The organism is Pseudoalteromonas sp. Bsw20308 (assembly GCF_000310105.2).
GTDB classification, from domain to species: Bacteria; Pseudomonadota; Gammaproteobacteria; order Enterobacterales; family Alteromonadaceae; genus Pseudoalteromonas; species Pseudoalteromonas fuliginea.
In genome coordinates this window covers 3,312,984-3,337,195 of sequence record NZ_CP013138.1, presented here as the reverse complement: position 1 = coordinate 3,337,195, position 24,212 = coordinate 3,312,984, and the positions used below count along the sequence as shown (strand labels likewise).

General features: G+C 38.7%; 24 protein-coding genes and 1 pseudogene. 11 read left to right on the top strand and 14 right to left on the bottom strand.

Annotation, left to right across the window (positions count from 1 at the left end):
* Positions 1 to 63 precede the first annotated feature (63 nt).
* From D172_RS14740 to D172_RS14725, 4 genes are read right to left on the bottom strand one after another with little or no spacing between them, the layout of a single operon-like run.
* Positions 64 to 762, bottom strand: coding sequence for a hypothetical protein (locus tag D172_RS14740; RefSeq protein ID WP_232224820.1), 699 nt, complete (start codon positions 760 to 762; stop codon positions 64 to 66).
* A gap of 28 nt (positions 763 to 790) precedes the next feature.
* Complete coding sequence (locus D172_RS14735) at positions 791 to 2,035, bottom strand: hypothetical protein (RefSeq protein ID WP_007376928.1); 1,245 nt, start codon at positions 2,033 to 2,035, stop codon at positions 791 to 793.
* Positions 2,032 to 2,868, bottom strand: coding sequence for an ABC transporter ATP-binding protein (locus D172_RS14730; RefSeq protein ID WP_007376927.1), 837 nt, complete (start codon positions 2,866 to 2,868; stop codon positions 2,032 to 2,034). Before D172_RS14730 ends, D172_RS14735 begins: the two co-directional genes overlap by 4 nt.
* 5 nt (positions 2,869 to 2,873) lie before the next feature.
* Entirely contained in the window at positions 2,874 to 3,245 is a 372-nt protein-coding gene (locus D172_RS14725) for a GntR family transcriptional regulator (RefSeq protein ID WP_007376926.1), read from the bottom strand.
* A 92-nt stretch (positions 3,246 to 3,337) separates the two neighbouring features.
* Here D172_RS14725 and D172_RS14720 point away from each other — a divergent pair, with 92 nt between their 5' ends.
* Genes D172_RS14720 through D172_RS14710 form a run of 3 tightly spaced genes read left to right on the top strand, consistent with a single transcriptional unit; the run spans position 3,338 to position 6,724 of the window.
* The gene (locus D172_RS14720; protein WP_007376925.1) at positions 3,338 to 4,843 is read left to right on the top strand and encodes an alpha/beta fold hydrolase; all 1,506 of its coding nucleotides are present in this window, start codon (positions 3,338 to 3,340) and stop codon (positions 4,841 to 4,843) included.
* 4 nt (positions 4,844 to 4,847) lie between these two features.
* Positions 4,848 to 5,582 (top strand): ATP-binding cassette domain-containing protein, encoded by a 735-nt coding sequence (locus D172_RS14715; protein ID WP_007376924.1) that lies wholly within the window; start codon positions 4,848 to 4,850, stop codon positions 5,580 to 5,582.
* Entirely contained in the window at positions 5,579 to 6,724 is a 1,146-nt protein-coding gene (locus D172_RS14710; protein WP_007376923.1) for an ABC transporter permease, read from the top strand. The genes D172_RS14715 and D172_RS14710 overlap by 4 nt, the downstream gene beginning before the upstream one ends.
* A gap of 739 nt (positions 6,725 to 7,463) precedes the next feature.
* On the opposite strand, the gene D172_RS14700 is transcribed toward D172_RS14710, so the two are convergent.
* Positions 7,464 to 8,632 (bottom strand): IS3 family transposase gene (locus tag D172_RS14700; protein WP_420713785.1). Its coding sequence is split into 2 segments (ribosomal slippage): positions 7,464 to 8,386 and positions 8,386 to 8,632, totalling 1,170 coding nucleotides; the frame shifts between segments, so codons are not numbered across the junction.
* 218 nt (positions 8,633 to 8,850) lie between these two features.
* On the opposite strand from D172_RS14700, the gene D172_RS14690 reads away from it, so the two are divergent.
* A complete protein-coding gene (locus tag D172_RS14690; RefSeq protein ID WP_007377509.1) occupies positions 8,851 to 9,819 on the top strand; it encodes an IS30 family transposase in 969 nt (322 codons plus the stop codon).
* Positions 9,820 to 9,962: 143 nt separating this feature from the next.
* A complete protein-coding gene (locus D172_RS14685; protein WP_033023798.1) occupies positions 9,963 to 10,307 on the top strand; it encodes a PDZ domain-containing protein in 345 nt (114 codons plus the stop codon).
* 270 nt (positions 10,308 to 10,577) lie between these two features.
* Here the strand turns inward: D172_RS14685 and D172_RS14680 are convergent, their stop codons facing one another.
* Both D172_RS14680 and D172_RS14675 read right to left on the bottom strand, forming a co-directional pair.
* The gene (locus D172_RS14680) at positions 10,578 to 11,435 is read right to left on the bottom strand and encodes an MBL fold metallo-hydrolase (RefSeq protein ID WP_033023799.1); all 858 of its coding nucleotides are present in this window, start codon (positions 11,433 to 11,435) and stop codon (positions 10,578 to 10,580) included.
* A 189-nt stretch (positions 11,436 to 11,624) separates the two neighbouring features.
* Complete coding sequence (locus D172_RS14675; RefSeq protein WP_007378215.1) at positions 11,625 to 13,508, bottom strand: propionyl-CoA synthetase; 1,884 nt, start codon at positions 13,506 to 13,508, stop codon at positions 11,625 to 11,627.
* A gap of 186 nt (positions 13,509 to 13,694) precedes the next feature.
* On the opposite strand from D172_RS14675, the gene D172_RS14670 reads away from it, so the two are divergent.
* On the top strand, positions 13,695 to 14,096 hold the full coding sequence (locus D172_RS14670) for a nucleotide triphosphate diphosphatase NUDT15 (RefSeq protein ID WP_007378216.1): 402 nt from the start codon (positions 13,695 to 13,697) through the stop codon (positions 14,094 to 14,096).
* Here D172_RS14670 and D172_RS14665 read toward each other — a convergent pair whose 3' ends face one another.
* The 4 genes and pseudogenes from D172_RS14665 to D172_RS14650 all read right to left on the bottom strand — a co-directional run bounded on the left by D172_RS14665 (position 14,097) and on the right by D172_RS14650 (position 18,190).
* Complete coding sequence (locus D172_RS14665; protein ID WP_007378217.1) at positions 14,097 to 15,194, bottom strand: polysaccharide lyase family 7 protein; 1,098 nt, start codon at positions 15,192 to 15,194, stop codon at positions 14,097 to 14,099.
* A 122-nt stretch (positions 15,195 to 15,316) separates the two neighbouring features.
* Positions 15,317 to 16,269: pseudogene (locus D172_RS14660) on the bottom strand (alpha/beta fold hydrolase).
* A 54-nt stretch (positions 16,270 to 16,323) separates the two neighbouring features.
* Positions 16,324 to 17,088 (bottom strand): substrate-binding periplasmic protein, encoded by a 765-nt coding sequence (locus tag D172_RS14655; RefSeq protein WP_007378220.1) that lies wholly within the window; start codon positions 17,086 to 17,088, stop codon positions 16,324 to 16,326.
* Positions 17,089 to 17,185: 97 nt separating this feature from the next.
* Complete coding sequence (locus D172_RS14650; RefSeq protein WP_007378221.1) at positions 17,186 to 18,190, bottom strand: AraC family transcriptional regulator; 1,005 nt, start codon at positions 18,188 to 18,190, stop codon at positions 17,186 to 17,188.
* Positions 18,191 to 18,588: 398 nt separating this feature from the next.
* Here D172_RS14650 and D172_RS14645 point away from each other — a divergent pair, with 398 nt between their 5' ends.
* Positions 18,589 to 19,035 (top strand): SRPBCC family protein, encoded by a 447-nt coding sequence (locus tag D172_RS14645; protein WP_007378222.1) that lies wholly within the window; start codon positions 18,589 to 18,591, stop codon positions 19,033 to 19,035.
* Positions 19,032 to 19,850, top strand: a complete 819-nt coding sequence (locus D172_RS14640; RefSeq protein WP_007378223.1) for a sterol desaturase family protein — start codon at positions 19,032 to 19,034, stop codon at positions 19,848 to 19,850. Before D172_RS14645 ends, D172_RS14640 begins: the two co-directional genes overlap by 4 nt.
* On the opposite strand, the gene D172_RS14635 is transcribed toward D172_RS14640, so the two are convergent.
* Together D172_RS14635 and D172_RS14630 are read right to left on the bottom strand one after the other, a co-directional pair.
* Complete coding sequence (locus D172_RS14635) at positions 19,851 to 20,225, bottom strand: hypothetical protein (RefSeq protein ID WP_007378224.1); 375 nt, start codon at positions 20,223 to 20,225, stop codon at positions 19,851 to 19,853.
* Positions 20,222 to 20,527 (bottom strand): hypothetical protein, encoded by a 306-nt coding sequence (locus D172_RS14630; protein ID WP_007378225.1) that lies wholly within the window; start codon positions 20,525 to 20,527, stop codon positions 20,222 to 20,224. The genes D172_RS14635 and D172_RS14630 overlap by 4 nt, the downstream gene beginning before the upstream one ends.
* A gap of 276 nt (positions 20,528 to 20,803) precedes the next feature.
* On the opposite strand from D172_RS14630, the gene D172_RS14625 reads away from it, so the two are divergent.
* A complete protein-coding gene (locus tag D172_RS14625) occupies positions 20,804 to 21,223 on the top strand; it encodes a VOC family protein (protein ID WP_007378226.1) in 420 nt (139 codons plus the stop codon).
* A gap of 51 nt (positions 21,224 to 21,274) precedes the next feature.
* Here D172_RS14625 and D172_RS14620 read toward each other — a convergent pair whose 3' ends face one another.
* Positions 21,275 to 22,171, bottom strand: coding sequence for an AraC family transcriptional regulator (locus tag D172_RS14620; protein WP_007378227.1), 897 nt, complete (start codon positions 22,169 to 22,171; stop codon positions 21,275 to 21,277).
* Positions 22,172 to 22,352: 181 nt separating this feature from the next.
* Between D172_RS14620 and D172_RS14615 the strand changes: the two genes are divergently transcribed.
* Positions 22,353 to 23,498 carry an iron-containing alcohol dehydrogenase gene (locus D172_RS14615; RefSeq protein ID WP_007378228.1) on the top strand — a complete coding sequence of 382 codons (1,146 nt, stop codon included), beginning with the start codon at positions 22,353 to 22,355 and terminating at the stop codon, positions 23,496 to 23,498.
* Between the two features lie 217 nt (positions 23,499 to 23,715).
* Positions 23,716 to 24,162: a DoxX family protein gene (locus tag D172_RS14610; protein ID WP_007378229.1), complete on the top strand. Its 447-nt coding sequence runs from the start codon at positions 23,716 to 23,718 to the stop codon at positions 24,160 to 24,162.
* Positions 24,163 to 24,212 lie beyond the last annotated feature (50 nt).

The window sequence follows — 24,212 nt, the reverse complement described above, 5'->3', positions numbered from 1 at the left end:
AAAAATAGAATGGTAGTTTGCTAAGGCTGAATGGTTATTCCTTAGCAAACAATAGATTAAGCTTTAATTAACGTCTTTTATTATTAATAAAGGGAAGTGCTTAACGGAACGAGGTTGCCACTGATTGAAAATTATATTTTTAACACCTAAAGACGCAAGTGCCTTGGGTGAGTATGTCCAGCCTCGCGCATGTTTTTTTATTGCTGCTTTGCGTAAACTTGGCTCTAGACCCACAGTAAGTAGGTCATGATTTACATTAAAGTGTTTATACATTGCTCGTTCTCGCTTACTTGCTTTGGCTATAACCTGATCATAATGCGCACGGAGTACTTGCCATTTTTTACTTTTTTTTGGTTCATCTAAATTTTTGACCATAGTGTCTATATCACTGTCGAGCCATTTTGCAGAGGCGGCATCGCCATGCCAGCCAACTATTGCATTTTTCTCAATGGTTGTTGGTTGCCCTACGAGTAGTATGTAGTTAGCACAAGATGAAAAGCAAAAGTCTTTTATGCTCACGCTAAGTTTATGAGCGGCGATCAAGTCAGCTAAATCCATACCAAAATCGATGTTGCCGCCACCGCTGGTAATAGTTAATGCGTTTATCGAAGAATTGCTTTTTAAAAGTTCAGAAGCTTTATTATTTTGAACCTCAGTAATTTGGCCACTGTAATACAGGGTGTTTTTTTTAACGAGCACCAGCGCGCTTGTTGAAAAGCTACAGCATAATAACGATATGTAAATAAGCACTAATTTTATCACTACTTGGTTTATTCCTATTTAATTCAAGCTATAAATATTTTGCAGAGAAACGATTTAATAATGCTAATGAACATACATATAAGCTTATCAAAACAAGGTCTGTAAAGCCGTTATCGCTTTGAATGATGTAAGTACTTAAAGCCATGTGGCCGCCATATGAAAAACATAAAAGTATACCCATAATACTGGTGTTTTTAACAATGTTACCAATTATAAAACTAGCTAAAAAAGCTGCGCATGCTGTAAGTGAAAAATTAGTGGCATATACAAACTGCCATTGTTGTTGTCCAATTAATGGCAACGTAACAATAAAACAAAATATTCCTACGTAAATGGTAAATTTTAATGCACTTTGGATAAAAGCGCTTTTTGCTTGTGCAGTGCTATTGTAAATAGGGAGAGTGTAAAGCAATTCCCATGACTGCGTCCTTTGTGATCGACTCCATTGGCAAAGCGTGAATAGCGCAAGCAAGACATTTGTTAAACTAAACATTGAGTGCTTAGATATATCGTAAAAAAAGTTAATGATTATTGCGCTGGCACTCAATCCTACTAGCAAAATAGCAAATTGAGATAGTGAAGGCCCTACAAAGTAACTCAAAGGGAAGAGCTGTTTATTTAAATACTTAGAGTAACTTGATAAAAAACCAACAGGAACAGGCGACCACCCCGATTGCACACCATGACGATAATTAGCAAAGGCATGACTGCTAAAGTGATATGGTTGGCCAAATTTATCTTTAAATACTAATAGGACTAAGTAAGTAACAATAGCTATAGGGATTAAAAAAACAGGTGTTTTTTCTAATAACACACAACTTATAATGCCTGTGGTGAATATTATGTAACATCCAAGGGTAAATAAATGACTGCTCACTCTACATAAAAGCCATAGCCCTAAACCAAGTGTATTCGCTACAAAGATAGTAGATAAAAGATGAATACTCTGCTCAATAGCTGCATTTATCAGCATAAAACCATTTATTATTGCAATAAACACTTTGCCTTGTTGCGTTACATGTTGGCAATAATCAACAACTAGCGCCTGCCACTCTGTGGCTTGTAAGCGAATACTTTGTAAAGCAAGTGATGCGTACATGCAAATAATCGCAAACATTGCGAGCAGATTAAGAATAACAGGTTCACTACCAATAAATAGGGGGGAAAAAATAGTCGCAAATATTGATGGCACAAAATAACTAGCGGGACCGGCTTCTTTTAACCATAAACTGCTCCAGCCTTGGTACCACTTACGGCTTTGTGGCGAACTCATGCATGTAGCTCCACAAACAGTTGCTCTAAAGAAAGCGGATTAATACTCAATGCGCCATCAATTGTTTCGTTGTTATAACCATAAATAATGGCCGAATTTTTGTTTTGAGCTAATACAGTGTAAGCAGTTAAGTTAATGGTGTTATCGGTAAAATTAACTTTTCGGATAGTTTCGCGAATCTCATCTTGTTCATCAAATAACAGCAGTTCACCTTCTTTTATAAGGGCAATATGGCTTGCAACGCGCTCTATGTCGGAAGTGATATGTGATGAAAACAAAATCCCCGAACCGGAATCGAGTGCGAGATCGAACAAATCGCTCATAAACTCGCGTCTGGCAATAGGGTCTAGGCTTGCAACTGGTTCATCTAAAATAAGTAATTTAGGGCGATATGCCATTGCCATAATTAACGCAAGTGTTTGTCTTTGACCTATTGATAAGTTGCTAATTGCAGCGGTGCTTGAAAGTTCAAACCGACCTAGCCATTTGGTTTCAAGCTCGGTATCCCAGTTAGGGTAAAAACTACGATGTAGTGCCAATGCATCGGCTATTTTAAACCCCTCATAACCAAATGACTGTTGAGCAACATAGCCAATTTTAGCTTTGTTTTCAGCATTAATTTGTAAACTTGGCTCTGAAAAAACACTAATATCACCCATATCGGGAGTTACTAATCCAAGTGCACAGCGTAGTAAAGTCGTTTTACCTGCGCCATTTTTACCGAGTAAGCCAATTACCATACCTGGATACACATCTAAATTAATATTTTTCAGAATATTTTTTGAGTTAATTGTTTTATATACATTTTTGTAGCTAAGGAGTGGTTGTTCCATAGGGGTTATTTCCATCGCTTTTTAATTAATTCTATTAAAACAGCTTGCGATACATCGAGTTGTTTGGCTTGCTGAATAAGTTGATCGGCACCATTAAATAATAGCGTATCTTGTTGTTGTGTTTGCTGCTGTGATTTTTGCGCAACACAGGTTGGTTGCCCACGCCTTCGTTCTAACCAACCTTGTTCAACCAATTGACTTATCGCACGCGACACAGTCATAGGGTTAACCGAAAAGTGCTCAGCTATTTTTCTTACTGAAGGTAATTGCTCGCCTATCGATAATTGCCCGCCCACAATCAACCGCACAATTTGTTCATGCAATTGTTTATAAATTGGATCGCCACTATTAGGGTTGACATTAATAAATTCTAACATTATTCTTTCTCTACTGTATTAATACATTAATACACCGATACACTGTAGTTAAAGTTATCATATTGAGTGTAAAAAGCAACAAGGGAAAAGTAATGGAAACCATGTTTAATTTACGTAAAAAACTAACTAAGCTAACGCTTTTATCAATATTAGCGGGAAGTGGCAGTAGTGTATTTGCTCAAAGTAATGATCAAATACATACAGCTTTAACCCCATGTTATATGGAAGGGTTAGCCGATAGATTAATGTGTGGCAGTATTAAGCGCCCTCTCTCAGATAGCAGCGCTGATGGCGAAATCGACATTAACTTTGCGATTATTCCAGCTATTAAACCTAGCCACCCTGATGAAGCAGCGCTTGCTTTTGCTGGTGGCCCAGGGCAGGGCGCAATAGAGCTAGCTGCTATTTTTAATCGTAATTTACGATTTGTCCGCGAAACGCGTGATATTTTACTGGTTGATCAACGCGGCACTGGCTACTCAAATAAGTTGCAATGTGAAAGTAATGACCTGCAAACACAGTTTGCATTTAACGATTCAATGACTGATCTCGCATTACTGGGCGCTCAAGAAACACAAAAATGTAAAGCGCAGCTGAATATTGATTTAAGTCACTTTTCAACACCTGTTGCTGCAAAAGACTTTGAAGCTGTGCGTAAAGCTTTAGGTTATAAAGGGCTGCATTTGTACGGGGTATCGTACGGTACACGTATTGCGCAAGAATATACCCGCCAATTTCCAAATTCAGTATTAACGAGTACATTGGATGGGGTTGTACCTATGCAGCAAAGCTTGGCTGCAATAGGCGCAGCTATTGATGATTCGTTAGCGGCTTTATTTGCACGTTGTGAAAGTAATACGCTTTGTAATTCACAGTATCCACAGTTAAAAAATCAATTTAATACCTTAATGACGCAGTTAGATAGCCAGCCAATTGAAACAACAGTGAAACACCCGCGTACATACAAAAACATAACGCTAGTGGTGACTAAAACTAAGTTTTTTGGCGCAATACGTATGGCACTTTATAGCCACTCAATGCGAACAATTTTGCCTTTGGCAATTAGCCAAGCCGCTAATGGTAATTTTTCGCCATGGGTTGGGTTAATGTCGGGCGTTGATATAACTGAACAGCTCGCAATGGGCATGCACAATGCCATTGTATGTGGTGAAGATTGGCCGCAGCTTAATGAGCAAAAGCGTTCAAAATATAATAAAAGCTACATGGGAAAAATGATGATTGAAGGGTTTGATGTAATGTGCCCAATTTGGGATGTAACCCCAGTAAATAAGAGCTTTTATAAGCCCGTGACGACGGAAGTGCCTACTCTATTACTTTCTGGTGGGCGAGACCCAGCAACCCCTGCAAGTTGGGCTGACTTGGCAATGGTAAATATGAAAAATGCCACTCATTTGGTGTCACCTTCGGCAACTCATGGTATTGGCTCACAAACATGCGCGCCCAAAATAATTGCTCAGTTTATTAATCAACAAAATATGCAAGATATAGATACAAAATGTATCAATAACAATAACGATAAACAGTTTTTTATGAATATAAATGGTGCAGCCAGTTCAACAATTCAAAGTATGGAGTAAAGGTATGATTAAGGTAACTAATCTAACTAAAAAAATTGGCGATGTTAACGCCCTTAACGGCCTAAGCTTTGATGCGCAAAATGGCCAAATTACAGGTTTGCTTGGACCTAATGGTGCAGGCAAAACAACCTGTTTACGTACCGTGTTCGGGTTATTAAAAGCCGACAGCGGTGAAACCGAAATAGACGGCATAGATGTAGCAAAAAATCCTATGGAAGCTAAGAAAAATTTAGGATTATTTCCTGATCCGTGTGGCCTGTATGAGCGATTAACACCTAGAGAATATATTACCTTTTTTGCACAATTAAGCGGGCTTTCGTCTGTAAAAGCGAAAGCAGCAACCAGTGAGGTAATAAAAAAATTAAATATGGACGATATTGCGGATCGCCGCTGCCAAGGTTTTTCACAAGGCCAACGCATGAAAACCGCTTTAGCACAGGCTGTGGTACATAATCCGTCTAACGTTATTTTAGATGAACCTACACGCGGCTTAGATGTAATGAGCACACGTATTTTAAGAGATCTACTTATACAGCTAAAGGAACAAGGACATTGCGTGCTTTTTTCATCGCATGTGATGCAAGAAGTTGCCGCATTATGTGACCACGTAGTGATCATGGCTAACGGCCAAGTAATAGCGCAAGGTTCGGTAGATGAACTGTGTGAAAAAGCAGGAAAAGCCACGCTAGAAGAAGCATTTATTGAGCTAATTGGTAGCGATGAAGGAATAGCAGCATGATTAATTTATTAAAAGTACTCTATAAAAAAGAAATCATTGATGCCAGCCGAGACAAACGTTCAGTGATGGCGGGCTTGTATTACGCAATAGGTACTCCCATTGCAATGTGTTTACTATTAAGTGTATTACTGCAACAGCTTACATCGCCCGAAGGGCTCAAAATCACCATAGTAAATGCGGAGCAAGCCCCTAGTTTAGTTGCGCATTTAAATGCCAATGAAATACAGAGTACAAACGATAAAAATGACGAACTACTCAAGTCTATTACATTAAATATTAGTGATGACTATCAAAAAAATATGCGTGAAGGTCGCCCTGCAACAGTTACATTAATTGCAGATAAATCAAATGATAAACTTGGTAAGCATATAAATCGTATTGAAAAAGCTCTGGCAAGTTATAACGCTGAAGTGGCTAGTTTACGTTTAATATCGCGTGGTATTGATCCAAGCATTATGCGTACCTTAGCGGTAGAGACGTATGATGAGGCGACTCCAGACTCTAAAGGCGGTATGTTTTTAGGCATTGCTACGTTGTCTATAATTTTAACGGTATTTTACGCCGCGATGAACCTAGCTATAGATACTAGCGCCGGTGAACGCGAACGTAATTCGCTGTCGTTATTATTAAGCCATCCGTTGAGTAGCTTACAAATTGTACTTGCTAAATCGGCCGCTATTGCCAGCTTTTCGATGCTAGGACTCGTAATCATTTTAATTGTATCTAAAATTACATACGGCTTAGTACCTTGGCAACAGCTCGGCTTTAGTATCACTATTACCCCAGCATTTATGCTATTTTGTTTTGCAGTATGCTTACCTATTGCATTAATGTCGGCAAGCTTGCAGGTATTTGTTTCGTTTATGGCAAAGTCGTTCAAAGAGGCACAGTCATATGTAACTATGGTGTTATTTATTCCTATGTCGCTAAGTATGATAACTACCTATGACATTGCCACCGATATTATACAGTGGGTTCCTATTGCGGCTCAGCAATATGCACTTATTGAGTTTATCAAAGGTAACCCATTGCCAGTACCACAATTAGTACTTTCTACCTTGATTACATTAATATTATTTAGCGTGTTTAGCTTTTTAAGCAGCCGAATGCTGAAAAGTGAAAAGGTTGTGTTTGGTTTGTAACCCCACGCTTAAAATGTATTTCAAGCAATGCCCATAGTTTAACTAACATGGGCGTTTTTATATCCGACGATAAATAATGGCTATAGTTTATATTTTTTGAAATTAAAAAGAGGTGCTCACAAAGGGGGCAGAGAAGCTACGCTTAAGAGTAGAAAATACCTGTGTTGTATGTTTTTCTGAGGCTGAGGACGTACTCAAACATAAATATGGGAGGTATAAAGTAGAAGTGATGTAGTAAGGAATCATGAAAACGCAGTAACGTAGTTACAATCTTAAAAACACCTGTTGAGATGGTATTTAGGGAAAATCTAGAAATAGCTAAATATGGCGTAACAATAATTTTTGTATTTACTCTCATAAAGTGTGCCCATTTAACCCATCTTTAACTCTCGCCCTAATAAACTGCTCGTAATGGTATGAATTAAGCATAATTAATGGTTTATTTTAAAAAGCACTCAACCAGTTTGTTACTTGCGCTTAGTTGTACGCTTGCTGCATGAAGCAGCCAGTCAAGCTATCAAGGTAATGGTATATTGCGCAGCGAGATCTCTATAGTAAATACAGCGCATAAACTAATACGGCACGCGACTAATAACACAAATAAGCCCGCTAATGTTGGCTACGGTTTAGGGCTGGAGTTAAGCGAAAAAATAATAAAACGACACGGTTGGGTATACGAAGTAAACGATATGCCTGGGTGTTATGAAGTGACGTGGTCAACTAAATTCAGTCACCCTAGTTAAGAAACCATATCTAATGTTTCGATTCGTTCTTCAAAGTCATTTGGGCTTTGATAATTTAAGTACGAATGTAAGCGACGACTGTTGTACCACATACAGATGTAATTCATTACATCCTGTTGAGCCTCATAACGCGTTGGGTAGTTTTTCCAATGCACGCGCTCTTGCTTCAAACTACCGAAGAAGCTTTCTGCAACAGCATTATCCCAGCAACAGCCTTTCTTACTCATGCTACCAATGAAGTCATTTGACTTGAGCAATTTACGATATTGGTGGCTTGCATATTGAACCCCTTGATCTGAATGGATAATTAACCCTGTTTTGGGCTGGCGTTGCCACATCGCCATAGTCAGTGCGTCACAGACAAGCTGCGCTTTCATTCGTGAGCCCATGCTCCAACCAACGACTTTGCGCGAATATAAATCAATCACTACCGCCAGATACAACCAACCTTCTGCAGTCCAAACATAAGTGATATCTTGTACCCAGGCTTGATCAGCTGCTTCAACGTTGAAGTTTTGCTCAAGTACATTGGGATAAATAGGCTTATTATGCTCACTATTCGTTGTCACTTTGTATCTCTTTTTATAACGCACCCAGACATTTGCCTCTTTCATTAGCTGTGCTGTTTTGTAACGACTCACCGGAAAACCGAGTGCATTTAAGACTTTCTGAATACGCCTTTCACCGTAAGTATTATCACTGAAGTGCGCTATGTCCTTGACACAATCAATCATTTCTTGATGTGTTGGATCCTCTGATTTAGTTGAGAATCGCTTTTGATAACTATAGTAATTGTTACTTTTTACACCCAGTATTCGGCACATTGTCGCCACAGGCCAGGTCTTCTTGTATTGGGTTATGAACGAATATTTCACTTCGTTTCTTTGGCAAAGAAGACCGTCGCTTTTTTTAATATTTCACGCTCCATTTCTAGGCGTTTCACTTGCGCTTTTAGCTCTCTGATCTCTTCTTGCTCAGGGGTTAAATTACCGTTCCCTCTAAAAGCATGCCCATTATCATTTTCAGCTTCTTTTATCCAGCGACCAAGCATGTTGGGATTTACCCCTAAATTTCTAGAGGCTTCTGCTTGTGAGTAGTTTTGCTCAACAACTAATGCGATAGCATCAAGTTTAAATTCTTTGGAATACTTTTTACGTTTTGTCATTATCGATCTCCAGTTAAGTTGATTATCTCTTAACTGGGGTAGTCGAATCCATTAAACCACGTCAAAGTGGTGGTCGATTTTAGTTAATACGCTTTTTTTAATCCTTGAGTTTTTTTATATCCCTAGATTCAAATTGTAAGTGCATAACTTGTTTTGACTAGATTAAGTGGTCAGTTGCTCATAAGCTAACTGCTTTTTCTCCGGCAAGAGATTTTACAATGAGACATTACAAACAACTGACCTATGAGCAAAGATGCCAGATCGCTGTTCTAAAGAAAAGCGGTTTTACGCAACAAAGTATTGCTGAGCTAACTAATTTATCGCAATCTACGATTTCAAGAGAGCTTGCTAGAAATACAGGCAAGCGAGGTTACAGATACAAACAAGCTCATGAGCGGGCTTTGTCTCGCCGAAGAAGTGCAAGAAAACCACTTAAGATGACACTTGAAATGATGGCTTTAATTACCCAGAAGCTTAATGAGAAGTGGAGTCCTGAACAAATAACGGGATGGTTGCGCAAGGAAAATAAACAATCTGTCAGTCATGAATGCATTTATCTATATATCTGGGAAGATAAAAAAGCAGGTGGTGAGTTATACCTACATCTGCGCCGACACGGTAAGAAATATCACAAGCGCAGTCATGGTAAGACAAACCGAGGGCAAATAAAAAATCGCGTTAGCATTGAAGAACGTCCACAAATAGTTGATGAGAAAGGCCGTATCGGAGATTGGGAAATAGATACCGTCATAGGTAAAGGTCATCGAGGCGCCCTTGTTACCATTGTAGAGCGGGTCACCCAATTCACTGTATCAACTCAGGTGGCAGGCAAAACAGCACAAGCCGTCACTGCGGCGACGATAGAACTATTAAGACCATATAGGTCAGCGCTTCATACCATCACGGCTGACAATGGAAAAGAGTTCGCTTATCATGAGCAAATCACAAAGGCATTAAGTGTTCCTGTTTATTTTGCTCATCCTTATCACTCATGGGAGCGCGGATTGAATGAAAACACGAATGGATTACTACGCCAGTATTGGCCGAAGAGCACAGATTTTAAGGCGGTAACACCAGCGCAAGTTATACCAGTACTTGAGCAACTTAATAATCGTCCGAGAAAGACACTTGGATTTGAAACGCCTGCAAAATTGATGCAAGATCATTTGGCGGCTAAAGCCGCCTAAACGTTATGCACTTCAGATTTGAATCCGCGATCTAAAATATTTAATGTAACGCTGAGAATATAAAAAACTTAGTGATAGTAATGTGTTAAAACTATAAATAGTAAAGAATATTAACGATAGACTTACATGGAGTGTTAATTCATATGTTCAAATTCATAATTATTTTAATCTCAATTACTTCTTTCAATGCCTTGGCTGCAGAGAAGGTTAAACTTGGAGTTTTAGGGAACGTTGGAACTGATGGTTTTTTTAGCCCGACGGTAATGTCATTTATTATTCAAAAAGTAGAACCTAATTCACCCGCTGAAAAAGCAGGGATTGTTGCTGGGCAAAAAATAATTTCTTTAGAAAATTGTAAAATTCCAGGCTGCCCTGCCAGTGAAGTAAAAGAATTAATGCGCAAGGAGTCTGGAGAGATTTTACAATTACTTTTAGAGAATGAAGATGGTAGCCAAGTACCTTTAAAAATCCCTATGAATGCTTGGTAAACCTAAGAAGTTTTTAAAATACCTAAATATACCCAGCCTATAAAGTATGGTTATTTCCAAAGCGTGGTTTTGTGTAAATGAGCTAGACGCAGTAAATGTTGGCAACGTTAGCGAGCTTTTGGAGTACTACTTACTCGGTTTATATGTAGGTTACTGATTAAAGTGATTGGGATAGATTAAAAAGGTTTGATCAGTAATAACCTTATTTAATTAATGAATACATTGGTATTGCGTTAAATACGGCAATACCAATGATTATTAGACTAAAGCTTATAGATCGCTGCGCCAGCCCATGCCCGACTCTTCCATTAAACGCTCGTACACGCCTTCTATGTTAAGCGGTAACCATGCATCAAACTGTTTAAAGTCACTAAATTGGTCTAACTTTACATTTTGTTTAATTTCGTCAAGCGTATTACCGGCTAAAACGCCTGCTGTTACTTGCCTATATAAAAGCTCTAAATAACTTAAGTAACGCGCTACATCAGCCTTGCTGCCAATATCGGCATGACCACCTACAAAAGTATCAAAGTCATATTTGAGTACCGCTTGAGTTGAGTTAATCATGCCTTGAATATCGTAACTCCACAGCTTTTGCCACGGCATTCTGCCAATAACAATCCAATCAACCACAAATAACGTTTTTTGCTTTTCGAATAATATACTAACCGAACCACGACCATCGTTTGGACCATGGTAGTTAAGTTTTACTGTGGAATCACCAAGGGTAAGTAGTAGCTCATCATCAAAAGTAAGGCTGGGCGTTACTGCTTTCATTTGTGTGTTTTTAATATCTTGCGCAGCGAGTTTATGCGCTACAAACGTGGTGTGCGGGCTTTTAAAAACCTCGGCGCCGTAAATATGATCGCTGTGATTATGGCTATAGATTACATATTTTACCGGTACGTTAAAGCGAGTTTTAATTTGCTCGCTTAACCAGGTGGCGGCTTTTTTATTAAGTGGGTCGGTAACAATCGCGCCCTCAGAAGTGATTAAAAATACTGAGCGGTGTCTGTCGTCTATAAAGCGGTGTAAGCCATTGCCTAGGTCTTCTATTTCATAGGCTTGTGTGGCAAAGCCCATAAATAATAGGGCTGTAGTTAATAGTTTTTGTAGCAAGCGGGGCATACACCATTCTTTTTTAAATTAATTAATAACACGTTTAAAAGAAGAGAGTGCAAGGCCGTAAAAAATTTCAGTTGTTAGTTAAATTAAAACTTAAAACTTAAAACTAAACCTAAACTTAAGTCAAAGGATCAAATATAAGGCATAAATAAAAAGCCATTATAAAAATGGCTTTAGATAGGTTGGTTGGGTTTATCTTTGTGTTAGTTGTTGGTTTATTTCTTCAAAGATACAGGCATCATCTATGGTTGAAGGTATTTGTAGCTCTTCGCCATCAACCAGTTGGCGCAGGTTTTTACGCAGTATTTTACCCGAGCGGGTTTTAGGTAACCTATCTACACTAACTATATTTTTAAGGCACGCAATAGCGCCAATTTGATTACGAACACTTAAAACAAGCGCTTGTTCTACGTCGGTACTTGAGCCCATAAAATCATTTTTAAGCACGATCATTCCCATAGGAAGCTGCCCTTTTAGAGGATCGTTTACACCAAAAACAGCGCATTCGGCAACAGCAGGGTGCGCGGCTACTATCTCTTCCATTTCGCCGGTAGAAAGCCTATGTCCTGCTACATTTATAACGTCGTCGGTTCTGCCCATAATAAATAGGTAGCCGTCTTCATCAATATAACCACCATCGCCAGATAAATAATAACCCTCGTATTCATTTAGGTAGCTTGCTTTAAAGCGCGGGGTATCTTGCCAAATAGTTGGTAGGCAACCCGGTGGAAGTGGCAGTTTAATTACCACGGCGCCTTGCTCGTTAGCTGCGCATTCATTGCCATCCATATCCAATATTCGCACGTCAAAACCAGGAGTAGGCACGGTAGAGCTGCCAGGTTTTGTTGCTAAGTACTCAAGCCCTACAGGGTTACAAGCAATAGCCCAGCCGGTTTCTGTTTGCCACCAATGATCAAGCACTGGCAGTTTGGTTTTTTCTTTAAGCCATTCGTAAGTGGGAGGGTCTAATCGCTCGCCGGCTAAAAACAAACGTTTTAAGCTAGAGGTATCGTATTGATTAAAACCATTGGCATTTGGGTCTTCTTTTCTAATTGCTCTAAAGGCAGTGGGGGCACTAAATAATGCATTTACTTTATATTCTTCAACCACGCGCCAAAATGCACTGGCGTCGGGTGTTTTAACGGGTTTACCTTCATATAATACGGTCGCGCAGCGATACATTAGCGGCGCGTAAACTATATAAGAGTGCCCAACTACCCAGCCAATGTCAGACGCTGCCCAAAATACGTCGCCGGGCTTCATACCATAAACGGTTTCCATGCTGTATTGCATTGCCACTGCGTGACCGCCATTTTCGCGCACTACGCCTTTGGGTGTGCCTGTCGTGCCTGAGGTATATAAAATATAAAGTGGATCATCTCCATTTACAGGCACCGGATCTGCGCTTGCAGCAGTTTGCATTGCCTGAGTCCAATCTATGTCTCGTTTAGGCTTAAGAGTGGCCCTGACTTGTGGACGCTGATAAATAACGCAGTGTTCTACTTTGTGCGTAGCTAAGTCTATTGCGTTATCAATAAGTGGTTTGTATTCAATAATGCTGTTTATTTCAACACCGCATGAGGCGCTAAGTATAAGTTTGGGCTTGGCATCATCAATGCGTACAGCTAATTCATGTGCAGCAAACCCACCAAATACCACCGAATGAATAGCACCAAGGCGAGCGCACGCCAACATACCAATAACAGCTTGTGGGATCATGGGCATATAAATAACAACGCGATCGCCTTTTGTAACACCTAACGATTGCATTACGCCTGCAAATTTAGCAACTTCTTGTTGTAGTTGTGAGTAGTTATAAGTTTGCTTTGTGTTAGTGACTGGAGAGTCGTAAATCAGTGCGGTTTGCTTACCAAATCCGGCAATAACGTGTTGGTCTAGCGCTAAAAAACTGGTGTTTAATTGCCCGTCGCTAAACCAATGATAAAGCCCGTCGTCGTCTTGTGTGTATGCTTTTGTGGGGGTTTTATACCATGGAATATTTTTACTTTGTTCGAGCCAAAATTGGGCTGGGTTTTGTTTAAAGCCATTATATTGCTGTTTATATTCGCCTGACATGTAAGGCTCCTAAAGCTAAATTTGTGTGTGAGAGACCTTACAAAATGTAGGCTTTTTTTAGCAAGCAAGCTATTCGACCTTGGTCGGTTAAAAGTTAATCAACACACTGGTTTTAAAAATACAAAATTGACAATACAAAGCGTGTGGTTCAGCATGGCGGGCAGTAAAAATAGGAGAAAACACGATATGAGTAACGTAGTAAGAGTAGGGGTTGCGGTTATCATAAAGCATCAAAACACAATTTTACTAGGTGAGCGCATTGGCGCGCATGGTGCTAATACATGGGCAACACCTGGTGGGCATTTAGAGTTTGGTGAAAGTGTTGAGCAATGTGCAATACGAGAAGTGTTTGAAGAAACAGGTTTAAAGGTAAGTAAAATTACTAAGCTTGATTTTACCAATGATATTTTTACAGCAGAGAACAAGCACTATATTACGCTGTATGTAAAAGCTGACTTTGAAGGCGGAGAGCCTGAGCTTAAAGAGCCTAATAAATGTTTAAAGTGGCGCTGGTGCGATATTAATAATCTACCAACGCCACTGTTTACATCACTAAAAAATTACTTATCTGAGGCTGTAATAGCCTAGTTATTTTATTGGCGGTGTCGCTGGGCTTAACGCTAGTTTACTAAAGCTTACTTGAGCGTAATCGCCATTTTGTTTATCTGTAGACCAATCGCCAGTACCTAAACAACCTGGGTACCAAATACCTTTCGCGCTTTTAGTACTACATTGGTTATAAGCACCGGCTTTAAAGTAATGCCAATCTGCGGCGTAGCCATGTGGGTGATCTTTTTCGTCCACTTTGCCATAAGCATCTACGTTATTACCTAAGTTAATAGAGTAGTTAACGTCTTCTTTGCCTTGTGCGCTAAATGTAAGGTGCATAACATTTTTATACACATTTACCGTGTAGCTAAATTCTTCACCTAGTGCAATACCGGCACTGCCAGGCTCGTTAGGGTTTTCCCATGTATTACCCCAAACTGGGTAAGTAATGTCTGTACGGTCAGGATTGGTTTTAGCTAAGTTACGTTCGTAGTTCCAAAAAACTGAGCCTGTTTTGTGCCCTGGCCATTTTTTGTAATATATTTTAAGTGGCTCATTGCCCCAGCCATAACCAAGCTTGGTATCAATAAGTGCCTGATCTTTACCTGCGTGAATTTGTCCTACAACAACAGAGTAAGCCGCTTTTTTATCAGGATCAGTTGCACGTAGCGCAACGTGATCTACTTTTAACGTTGCTTCCATTTTTCCACCAACAGAACCAAATCGGTCAGATAACGGATGTACAGCTAAAGCAAAGTTGTTTTTAGAGTGTTTAGTTTTAATTTTAGTATTTGATCCACGGATCATTTGTCTAAGTTCACTACGAGTATTAGTAGAGTTAGCACTTGTAAGCGCTTTATTAGGCGAGGTAAATACCATGTAGCCTTTATCATCAAGATAGAAAAAATCAGGGTGTGCGTAAGTCTGAATTTCTTCTACATCTATTTCATCAATTTTACCGTCGTTGTTTAAATCAACTGGTACATTTATTTTCCAGTGTGATAAATCAAACTTTGTTGCAGGTACCGGCGCATCGCTTTGCTGATTAGTGCTTTGGGTACTTGAACAAGCCGTAAAAAGTAGAGGTGTGATAACGGCTAAAGCCGTAAGTTTAAATGTGGATGTATTTTTTATCATTATTGTCTCTGTGTGATGAAGTAAAAATTGTGCGGTAAAGACATCGCTCAACTTCAATCTAACATACCAATTTAAAAATTAAAACTTACCAATTTTGTGTTTTTTATAATTAAACCTTATTTTTAAAGTTTATTTTGGTTAACCAGTTGGTGTTTTTTATTGCGTAATTTTTCTAAATACTTTCGTTGAGACTTTTTTATATGCTTAGCAATCCACTTTGTCATTTTAGGCGTAAGCTCTGGTACAAAGTTATGACCCATACCATCTATAATTTTTAACTTCGATTTTTTAATGAGTTTAGCCGTTTTTTCACCTTCAATAGATGGAAAAACTATATCGGCATTACCATGAATAATTAACGTAGGCGCTTTTATTTTTTTATTAACTGGGCTCTGTTTTTACTGGCTGCTATGGCTATTAGTTGGCGTTTATAGCCATTTTGATTATATGAGCGGTCAATTATTTTAATTGCATGCTCTTTTAATAACTCTTCACTTTGTGGGTAAGCTGGGCTACCAATAAGTTGGTTTAACTGAATGTTGTAGTTTATAGCGGCACTGCGCGTTAGTGTTTTTGGTTGCAGTTTAGATACTTTTAAAAATACCTTTAAACTTTTTATTGTTGGCTTAAAAGTAGAGCTACTCGACATTATTGTGGTTAAGCTAAGTACTTTCTTTTTATGTTTTGCTGCAATAATTTGGGCAATCATCCCACCCATTGATGCGCCAACTAAATGCGTTTTTTTTATTTTAAGTGCAGCCATTAAGGCGAGTACATCATCAGCCATATCATCAAGCAGGTAAGGAATATTTGAGCATATAGGTAAGTACTTACTTAACCATGTTTTAAATAAACTAGGATTTTTGTAATCATCTAAATGGCTAGATAACCCGACATCACGGTTATCAAATCTAATCGCTCTAAAGCCTTTTTTTACTAAACCATAATAGAGCGAGTCTGGCCAAACTATCATTTGCGCCCCAAGCCCCATAATTAAAATAATAGCTGGTGCTGTTTTATCGCCTTCATCTTGGTAGCTGAGTTTAATACCTTTTTTAGTTTTAATAATAGCCATGGCAAAGTGAGTGTTAGCAAGCTTTGTGAGGAGTATAGGGCAGCTTTATTACATTTAATTTATGGTAGGTGGGAGGGGGAGTTGCCATTTTTTTAAAATAGCTTGGTACTTGCCATTTACCTTTAGCGTTTTTAGCCCTTTTGATATTGCGATGGCTGTTTGTTCATCAAACTGGTTATTAGTAGCAAGATAGAGGGTTGAAGGAAAATCAGTTAAATGAACTCGTTTAGCTATTAAGCTAGGATCAAGCCCGGACATTTTTAATTCATTATTTAAAGTAAGTGTATTCACTACAACAAAATCGATACGTTTTTTGTAGAGCATTTGCCATAGCTGCTGATAATAACTAACTAAGATTAAATTTTTGTCTTCTTCGAAACCCATATCTTTTAAATATTTGGCGCTCGTATAACCGCGAATGGTTGCTACTTTGTAAAATTTGGCGTGATTTAAATGGCTAATATTATCTTTATGATCTTTTAAACTAACTAAGTACGCATCTGTAAAGTATATCGCACCTAACCATTTAAATTGATTTTGCCTAACAGGGGTTTTTAAAAAAGAGAGCATAATAGTATTAGGGTTGGTTTTTAATTCATGGGAAGCACGCGCCATAGGCATTATTTCAAACTTCGCGTTTAGCTTAGCTTCTCTTAATACTGCTTTAGCTATATCTACCGAGGCTCCGTCTGCTTCACCGTTTTCGTTTTGAAAATGATAAGGGTGTAAATCTTCGGCAATAAAGGTAAGTGGACTAGTTGCGTTTACCGTACTACAAAACATAAATACAAGGGCATTAACTACAATACGCAAATACATAGCAATAATCTTTTTAACTACAATGTCTTGAGTTTAAAGACTCTTGTCTGAAATATATACTCAAATGTATGAAATAAGTAAATTTTATATTGGAGGTTTATTTACCTATTTGCATTTTAAAATATTTAATAGGGCTATATGAGTACCAGCGTTTAAATGCCCGATTAAACGAACTCTGATCTTTAAAGCCGAGTGATAAAGCTAAATTGGCTAAGGATTGTGTTCCTATTAATAAGGGAATACGTCTTTTACGCTCTTGTTCGAGTAATATTGCAAAGGATGTTTGCTCTAGCTTTAAATGCCGTTGAAGGGTCCTTGGCGTGATATTTAGCGCATTTGCAGTACGTATTAAGTCGCACTCTTGCAAGTCGGTTTTTACCATAAGCATATGGTTAATTTTTTCGCTTACATGTTGCTGGCTTTTAAAGTTAGAAAGCTGCTGCTCTGATATTTGCCTAAGTGCTAAGTGAACTGCTGCGTTATCGGTTTTAAATGGCAGGGTTAAATAACTACTCGGGAATGAAATTTCATTGTGCTTAGCGTTTATGCTTACAGGGCAATTAAACCACGTAGCCAATGTATTTAAATGTTCTTTTGAGTAGTGATCCGTGAAACATATTGAACTAGGAGATAGTTTGGAGTTAAGTAATTGACGTATTACACATACCCAAGCAGTCATATTACGCAAAATAACCTGTTCGTTACAACTTGGATGCGGTAGCCAGCGAATAATTGCAATATCGCCGAGCTGCTCAAATTGTGATTTACCTATGTCAGCGACCAAACTGTCATAATTTAAAAGTACCTGTATAGCACTGGCTAAACTATCGCTTGATTCTATTAAGTAACCTAAAATTCCAAAATTTGCTGTGCGAATATGCTGCCCAAGCTTAAAGCCGAACAGGGGATCGTTAAGTGTTTTTTGTGAATATTCAAGTAATGCGTTGTAACTTGTTAAGGTAATACGAGGTGCGAATTGTCGTGCTTTATTATCACTGTACTCAGTAAATTTGATGGCCTTCAAAGCCACTTCATTGGCTATACCTTGGCTTTGTAAGTAATCAAGAGTACTTGAAAAGTAATGATCAGCAAGTGAGTACATTTGTCGTCTAAAGCTAAAAAATGGTCGTGTATGAGCAAGTCTGCCATGTAAAATTTTATTATGCTAGGACCTATTGACCTTTGGGGATTAAAGTTTGTTCTATTTAGGGGCAATTTAATCGCAGCGCGAGGTTTGTAACCTAGAAGGCTAAGTACCTACTCATGTGTTACTGATCTGGCTTACATCCTAAAAGCTGAGCAAAGTTCTGTATCCTGCTACCGCCCCTAGGACGAACTCAAGGGGAGATCATGTTTGGTATTTATACTGCGTTATCGTCTATTTATTGGAAATAACCACACAACATGGGCGCAGCCTTGCCTAAAAACCAAGCATACGGCTGCAAATTTAACTTAGAAAGATAAACGGGCCCTAGGTGAATAATTTTTAAGGTTATAGCAGTGATATTAATAAATTTAAAACAAAACCTTGCAGCTCCTCCCACTGAAATAATTAATGTGTTGCTTGATCATGAACGTTTAAATAGGTTTTTTAACGCTCAATTTTTATTATTGAAACCGCAAAATTGCGGGCAGATAAACGGCGGAAAAGGAGCCGTGAGGCAAGTTAGAGCATCAGGGTATACTTTTACTGAGCAAGTTATAAGTGCTAGCGGTAATCACATTTGCTATCAAATTGTGGGCAATAAGCCTGTGGCTGCTCATCAAGGTGATATTTATTTAACTGCTATCGAAAAGCAGGCATTTATCTCTACTGAGCTTACTTATTCTATACAGTGTATTTCACCTTGGTGGATGCCCAGTTTTATACTTAAATTTTTCATTAAAAAAGATATTAAAAACGCACTTACAAAATTAGAGCGCTATTTTAAGGAGTGCACAACATGAGTGTTGAAATTATTTTACTTGCCTTAAGCCCTGTATTTTTAACCTTTGTAGTATTTGAATTTATAGCGTTTAGGCGTTATTACAGTATAAAAGACAGCCTAGCTAATACGGTTTTGGCTTTAATGCATCAAGGAGCAGATGCGCTTTCATTAATTATACTTATGCCGTTTTTTTATTGGCTTTACGGATACCGCTTGTTTGATATAGAGCTTTCTGTATTTTCTATTTTATGTGCTTTTTTACTGCAAGACTTTTTGTACTATTGGTTTCATAAAGCATCACATCATATTCATTGGTTATGGGCAGCGCATGTCGTACACCATAGTTCTACTAAAATGAATTTTACTACCGCGTTTAGGCAAAGCTTAATGTATCCCTTGGTGGGCATGTGGATATTTTGGTTACCTATGATGTTGATCGGGTTTGACCCAATGACAGTCCTAACTGTTGTGGCGCTCAACTTGGCGTATCAGTTTTTTGTGCATACACAAATAGTGAATAAGCTTGGTTGGTTTGAAAAGGTGTTTAATACACCTTCTCATCACAGAGTGCATCATGCAATTAATGCAGGCTACCTGGATAAAAATTTTGCGGGTGTATTAATTATTTGGGATAAATTATTTGGCACCTTTGTTGAGGAAGACCCAAATAAAACCTGTAAATATGGCATCGTAGGACAGTTAAAGACTAACAACCCATTTAAAATAACATTTCACCAATGGGACTATTTGATAAAAAGCATCTATAGAGTAAAAGGTATTAAAGCAAAGCTAAACGTTTTATTTGGTTACCCCACATGCTCTCGTAAACCCTAACTATTTTTTACTTCTTGGTGCGCCTAGTAGAATAAAAGTATGGCAAATACATACAGACAAAAACGCGCTAATGCCAAGTGCGCCGCCATAGCCATCGAGCCTTGGAACTAAATACTCAAAGAGTATTGAAAAAATAATGGCTGAGTTAGTTACAGTATATATACCAAAGCGATGTGGGGCGCTCATACCTATAAATGTGCCGCCAAAAAACACAATGCTGTAAAGCTCAGGGTTTAAGTTAAGCACGCTAAGAAGTAGATAGGCAACAATTGAAAGCGCAGCTGATGCTCTTATGGCATCAAAGCGATTATGTTTTGCTAAAAAAAACGTTAAAAATGCCCCTAGCAGCGCAATTAACGGATATTCAAGGCTCATAATACAATCCCTTTAGCTAATACAAATATTGCAACACTTGCAAAAGCAACACCACCTAACTTGCCGCCAAAACCAGTAAACAAGTTCATAGTAAGCACATACAAACTAGCACCTATAAGCGAGATAATTACAATCTCCCAATAACTAGTAATTAAATTAGTCGAGCACATGCCAGCAAAACTACCAGCATAAATAGCAGCATAAGGGTGATTTTTAACGTTTTTAGGAAACGGTATAAACGATCCTATGAGCCCAGTTAATGCGGCCGAAATCACTAATGGAACATTAAATGTTGTATGCATCACAAAGCAGGATATAAAACCCATAAAAAAAGTGATGAATTTTAAAGATAAGAATTTAATCATAGTCCACGCATTTTAAAGTAACCCTTTTTGCTTTTAAAGCACTGCCTGCAAATATAATTGCATAAGTATTCACTAACTTTAATAAGGTTGTTTATTAATCATTTTAAAAGTATTAAATATGCTTAATTATATGGCTGTTAATGTTCTATAAATTAAGATTTATGTATAATGCGGGTAATTTAGTATATTAAAAGAGTTAACCAAGGGTAATTTATGTCTAACTGTTTGCATTTAGCTATTCCAGCTGGTGATTTAAAAGTCACTAAAGCATTTTATTGTGACGTACTTGGTTGTAAAACCGGTAATAGTGAAGAGGGTCGCTGGGTTGATATCGACTTTTGGGGTAACGAGTTAACATTGCATCAAAGTGTTGAGCGTCTTCCTACAGTGCGCCACGACGTAGATATGGGCGCTGTAGCTGTACCGCATTTTGGTATTCATTTATCAGAAACCGACTTTAACGCGTTAAAAGTACGAATACAAAGTGCGGGTATAGAGTATCTTGATAAACCTTACCGTCGCTTTATTGGTGATGAGTTTGAGCAAGAAACATTTTTTATTGAAGATCCAAATGGCAATGTACTTGAAATGAAAACCATGGTTAACCCAGAGGTTTTATTTAAAAAAGTATAGTTTTTCACTCGTGCTATTTAAAGCCACTTTTTATAGTGGCTTTTTTGTGGGCTAGCTATGTAGCTGAGTTAATACTTCGCTAGGTGTTTTATTAAAGAGGCGTTTAAACTCACGGCTAAACTGCGATGGACTGGTATAACCTACTCTTAACGCGGCTTCATTGGCTTTACTGCCGCTGGCAGTAATGAGTTCTTTTGCTTTAGCCAAGCGTACTTTTTTTAAGTACTGTAGAGGGGATTCAAAGGTAATTTGCTTAAAGGCGCGATGAAACGACGATACACTCATGTTTACATCTTCCGCCAAACCTTCAACAGTTATTTGGTTTGCATAACTACTGTGCATAGTGGAGAGCGTACGTGCTATGCGAGCATAATGCCCATCATGCATCGCAAGGCCTATTAAAGTGTTGCCTTGAGGGCCGCAGAGTACGCGATATACCAATTCTTTTACTATATCTTCGCCAAATATTTCTGCCTCAAGTGGGTTATTTAAAACAGTCAATAGCCGATGGGTAATGAGCTCCATTGCTGTATCTAGAGCTGCCGACTGCACTGCGCCAATTTGTGCTGACGACGATGACGCTGAAAGAGGCTTATGCTGCATTATTTGATTAACGAGTTTGTGTAGCATTGCAGGGTTTATATCTATGGCAATGCCCATAACGGGTAAATCGTTATCGGTAAATGCTTCACATTCTAATGGCACCGGTACGCCAAGGACTAAGTAGTCCCCTGCACCGTATCTTATTTGATGTTCAGGAAAGTGAATTATTTTATGACCCTGTCCAACAATAATAATACCTGAGTTATATATAAGCGGCTGACGCGGCGAGCTTTTAGTTGCTCGATGAAAATACACGCCTGGAATAATAGTTTCCATGGTGCCTTCAAAGCTGAGTAATTGATTATGCTCGGCGTATTGTTGCAACATATTGGCTATGGTGGGCATAAAAGGCATCTTTAATTGAGTGTATTTTGCGTAAAATAACAACGTTGATAGTTTTAGGCAAGCTTTTGCGAGTTATTGGGCTTTTTTTATGTTTGTTTTGCCATTAATATGCACGCATCGATACTTTATTAGGTAACTAAGTAAAGTACTCAGCAATTAACCGTCACCTAGGAGCAAAATAATGAAATTTAGCTACGTAAATCCAACACTTATCCAGTTCGGTCAAGAACAAATTGCCTCACTAACTGATTTGATCGCAAAGGATCAAAAAGTACTTGTAGTGTACGGCGGCGGTTCAATTAAAAAGAACGGCGTGTACGACCAAGTTGCTGCAGCACTTGAAGGCTTTGATTGGGTAGAGTTTTCGGGCGTTGGCGCTAACCCAACAATTGAAGTACTAGACCAGGCAGTAAAAATTTGTAAAGAACAAGGTATCGACTTTGTACTAGGTGTAGGCGGCGGATCAGTAATCGACGGCGTTAAATATATCGCAGCATCTGCAGTTTATGATGGCGAAGGTTGGGATATTCCTACTGGTAAACATAAAGTAACTAGCGCATTACCTATTGGGGCAGTACTTACTCTTCCTGCTACAGGTTCTGAGTCTAACCAAGGTTCTGTTGTGAGCAAAGCTGCGACTAAACAAAAACTTCCGTTTATGTCTCCTGCGGTACAACCTAAGTTTGCAATTATGGACCCTGATGTAATGAAAACATTACCACAGCGCCAACTTGTAAATGGTTTAGTAGACGCATGGGTTCATACCTGTGAGCAATACTTAACATTCCCAGCAGGCGCACTTGTACAAGATGGCTACGCAGAGGCACTATTAAAAGCGCTTAAAACACTGGGCGATAACTTTGAAAACCAAGACGACGCATGGCGCGCAAACCTTATGTGGTCTGCTAACCAAGCACTTAATGGTTTAATTGGTTCTGGTGTATCGCAAGATTGGGCTACGCACATGATTGGTCACGAGCTTACAGCCGCTTACGGCGTTGATCATGCACGTTCACTTGCTATTGTTCAGCCTTCTTTACTGCGCAACCAATTTGCAGTTAAAAAAGCAAAGCTTGAGCAAATGGGTAAAAATGTGTTTGGTCTTGAGCAATCTGACGACCTGGCTGAGAAAACAATTCTAGCGATTGAAGCGTTTTACCACAGCCTTGACGTAGCGACCCAGCTTACTGAGCATGGCGATGATAAAGCTGCAGCTATTGACAATATTATTGGCAAACTTGAAGCGCACGGCATGTTAGCACTTGGTGAAAACCAAGCTATTACGCTTAAAGAAAGCCGCGAAATTTTAGAGCAAGCAGTCGCTTAATTTTCAAAGCTAAGCGCTTACTTAAATATACTAAGTAATACGTTAATAAAAAACCGTCACCTTTAGGTTGGCGGTTTTTTTTATGGATTATTATAAATACTGCGTTGCTAATTAACCAATAAATTCCATGTTAATGTTTTTTAATGATGATAGTAAACTGTGTTCAACGGTTAGGAAAAACCTAACGATTAAATAAATTCAAACAGGACTAAAACTCATGAAATTACTAAACACATTACTTAGCTCAAAAGCAGGCGTAGCAGCATTAATTTTACGAGTGCCAGTTGGCCTTATTTTAGCGGCGCATGGTGCACAAAAGCTATTTGCTTGGTTTGGCGGTTACGGGCTTGAAGGCACTGGGCAGTGGATGGCGAGTATTGGTTTAGAGCCTGGCTATTGGTTAGCAATGATGGCAGGTAGCGCTGAGTTTTTTGGTGGCATTGCATTAGCAATTGGTTTGTTAACGCGCCCAGCTGCTGTAGTTTCTGGCTTTACTATGCTGATTGCTATTTTTAGCGTACATATTAGTAATGGCTTATTTATGGCAAACAATGGTTATGAATATGCATTAACGTTACTTGTTGTAACTGTGGTTTTAGCAATTCAGGGAGCGGGAAGTTTTTCGCTTGATAACGTATTAGTTAAAAAACTAGCTAATAAATAGAGTTTTTAAATTAAAAAATAGCGGCCAATTTGGCCGCTATTTTTGTTTAA

Excerpts from the sequence above, each read along its gene's own strand:
- D172_RS14735 (WP_007376928.1), bottom strand. The coding sequence starts at position 2,035 with ATGAGTTCGCCACAAAGCCGTAAGTGGTACCAAGGCTGGAGCAGTTTA.
- D172_RS14730 (WP_007376927.1), bottom strand. The coding sequence starts at position 2,868 with ATGGAACAACCACTCCTTAGCTACAAAAATGTATATAAAACAATTAAC.
- D172_RS14725 (WP_007376926.1), bottom strand. The coding sequence starts at position 3,245 with ATGTTAGAATTTATTAATGTCAACCCTAATAGTGGCGATCCAATTTAT.
- D172_RS14720 (WP_007376925.1), top strand. The coding sequence starts at position 3,338 with ATGGAAACCATGTTTAATTTACGTAAAAAACTAACTAAGCTAACGCTT.
- D172_RS14715 (WP_007376924.1), top strand. The coding sequence starts at position 4,848 with ATGATTAAGGTAACTAATCTAACTAAAAAAATTGGCGATGTTAACGCC.
- D172_RS14710 (WP_007376923.1), top strand. The coding sequence starts at position 5,579 with ATGATTAATTTATTAAAAGTACTCTATAAAAAAGAAATCATTGATGCC.
- D172_RS14690 (WP_007377509.1), top strand. The coding sequence starts at position 8,851 with ATGAGACATTACAAACAACTGACCTATGAGCAAAGATGCCAGATCGCT.
- D172_RS14685 (WP_033023798.1), top strand. The coding sequence starts at position 9,963 with ATGTTCAAATTCATAATTATTTTAATCTCAATTACTTCTTTCAATGCC.
- D172_RS14680 (WP_033023799.1), bottom strand. The coding sequence starts at position 11,435 with ATGCCCCGCTTGCTACAAAAACTATTAACTACAGCCCTATTATTTATG.
- D172_RS14675 (WP_007378215.1), bottom strand. The coding sequence starts at position 13,508 with ATGTCAGGCGAATATAAACAGCAATATAATGGCTTTAAACAAAACCCA.
- D172_RS14670 (WP_007378216.1), top strand. The coding sequence starts at position 13,695 with ATGAGTAACGTAGTAAGAGTAGGGGTTGCGGTTATCATAAAGCATCAA.
- D172_RS14665 (WP_007378217.1), bottom strand. The coding sequence starts at position 15,194 with ATGATAAAAAATACATCCACATTTAAACTTACGGCTTTAGCCGTTATC.
- D172_RS14655 (WP_007378220.1), bottom strand. The coding sequence starts at position 17,088 with ATGTATTTGCGTATTGTAGTTAATGCCCTTGTATTTATGTTTTGTAGT.
- D172_RS14650 (WP_007378221.1), bottom strand. The coding sequence starts at position 18,190 with ATGTACTCACTTGCTGATCATTACTTTTCAAGTACTCTTGATTACTTA.
- D172_RS14640 (WP_007378223.1), top strand. The coding sequence starts at position 19,032 with ATGAGTGTTGAAATTATTTTACTTGCCTTAAGCCCTGTATTTTTAACC.
- D172_RS14635 (WP_007378224.1), bottom strand. The coding sequence starts at position 20,225 with ATGAGCCTTGAATATCCGTTAATTGCGCTGCTAGGGGCATTTTTAACG.
- D172_RS14630 (WP_007378225.1), bottom strand. The coding sequence starts at position 20,527 with ATGCATACAACATTTAATGTTCCATTAGTGATTTCGGCCGCATTAACT.
- D172_RS14625 (WP_007378226.1), top strand. The coding sequence starts at position 20,804 with ATGTCTAACTGTTTGCATTTAGCTATTCCAGCTGGTGATTTAAAAGTC.
- D172_RS14620 (WP_007378227.1), bottom strand. The coding sequence starts at position 22,171 with ATGCCCACCATAGCCAATATGTTGCAACAATACGCCGAGCATAATCAA.
- D172_RS14615 (WP_007378228.1), top strand. The coding sequence starts at position 22,353 with ATGAAATTTAGCTACGTAAATCCAACACTTATCCAGTTCGGTCAAGAA.
- D172_RS14610 (WP_007378229.1), top strand. The coding sequence starts at position 23,716 with ATGAAATTACTAAACACATTACTTAGCTCAAAAGCAGGCGTAGCAGCA.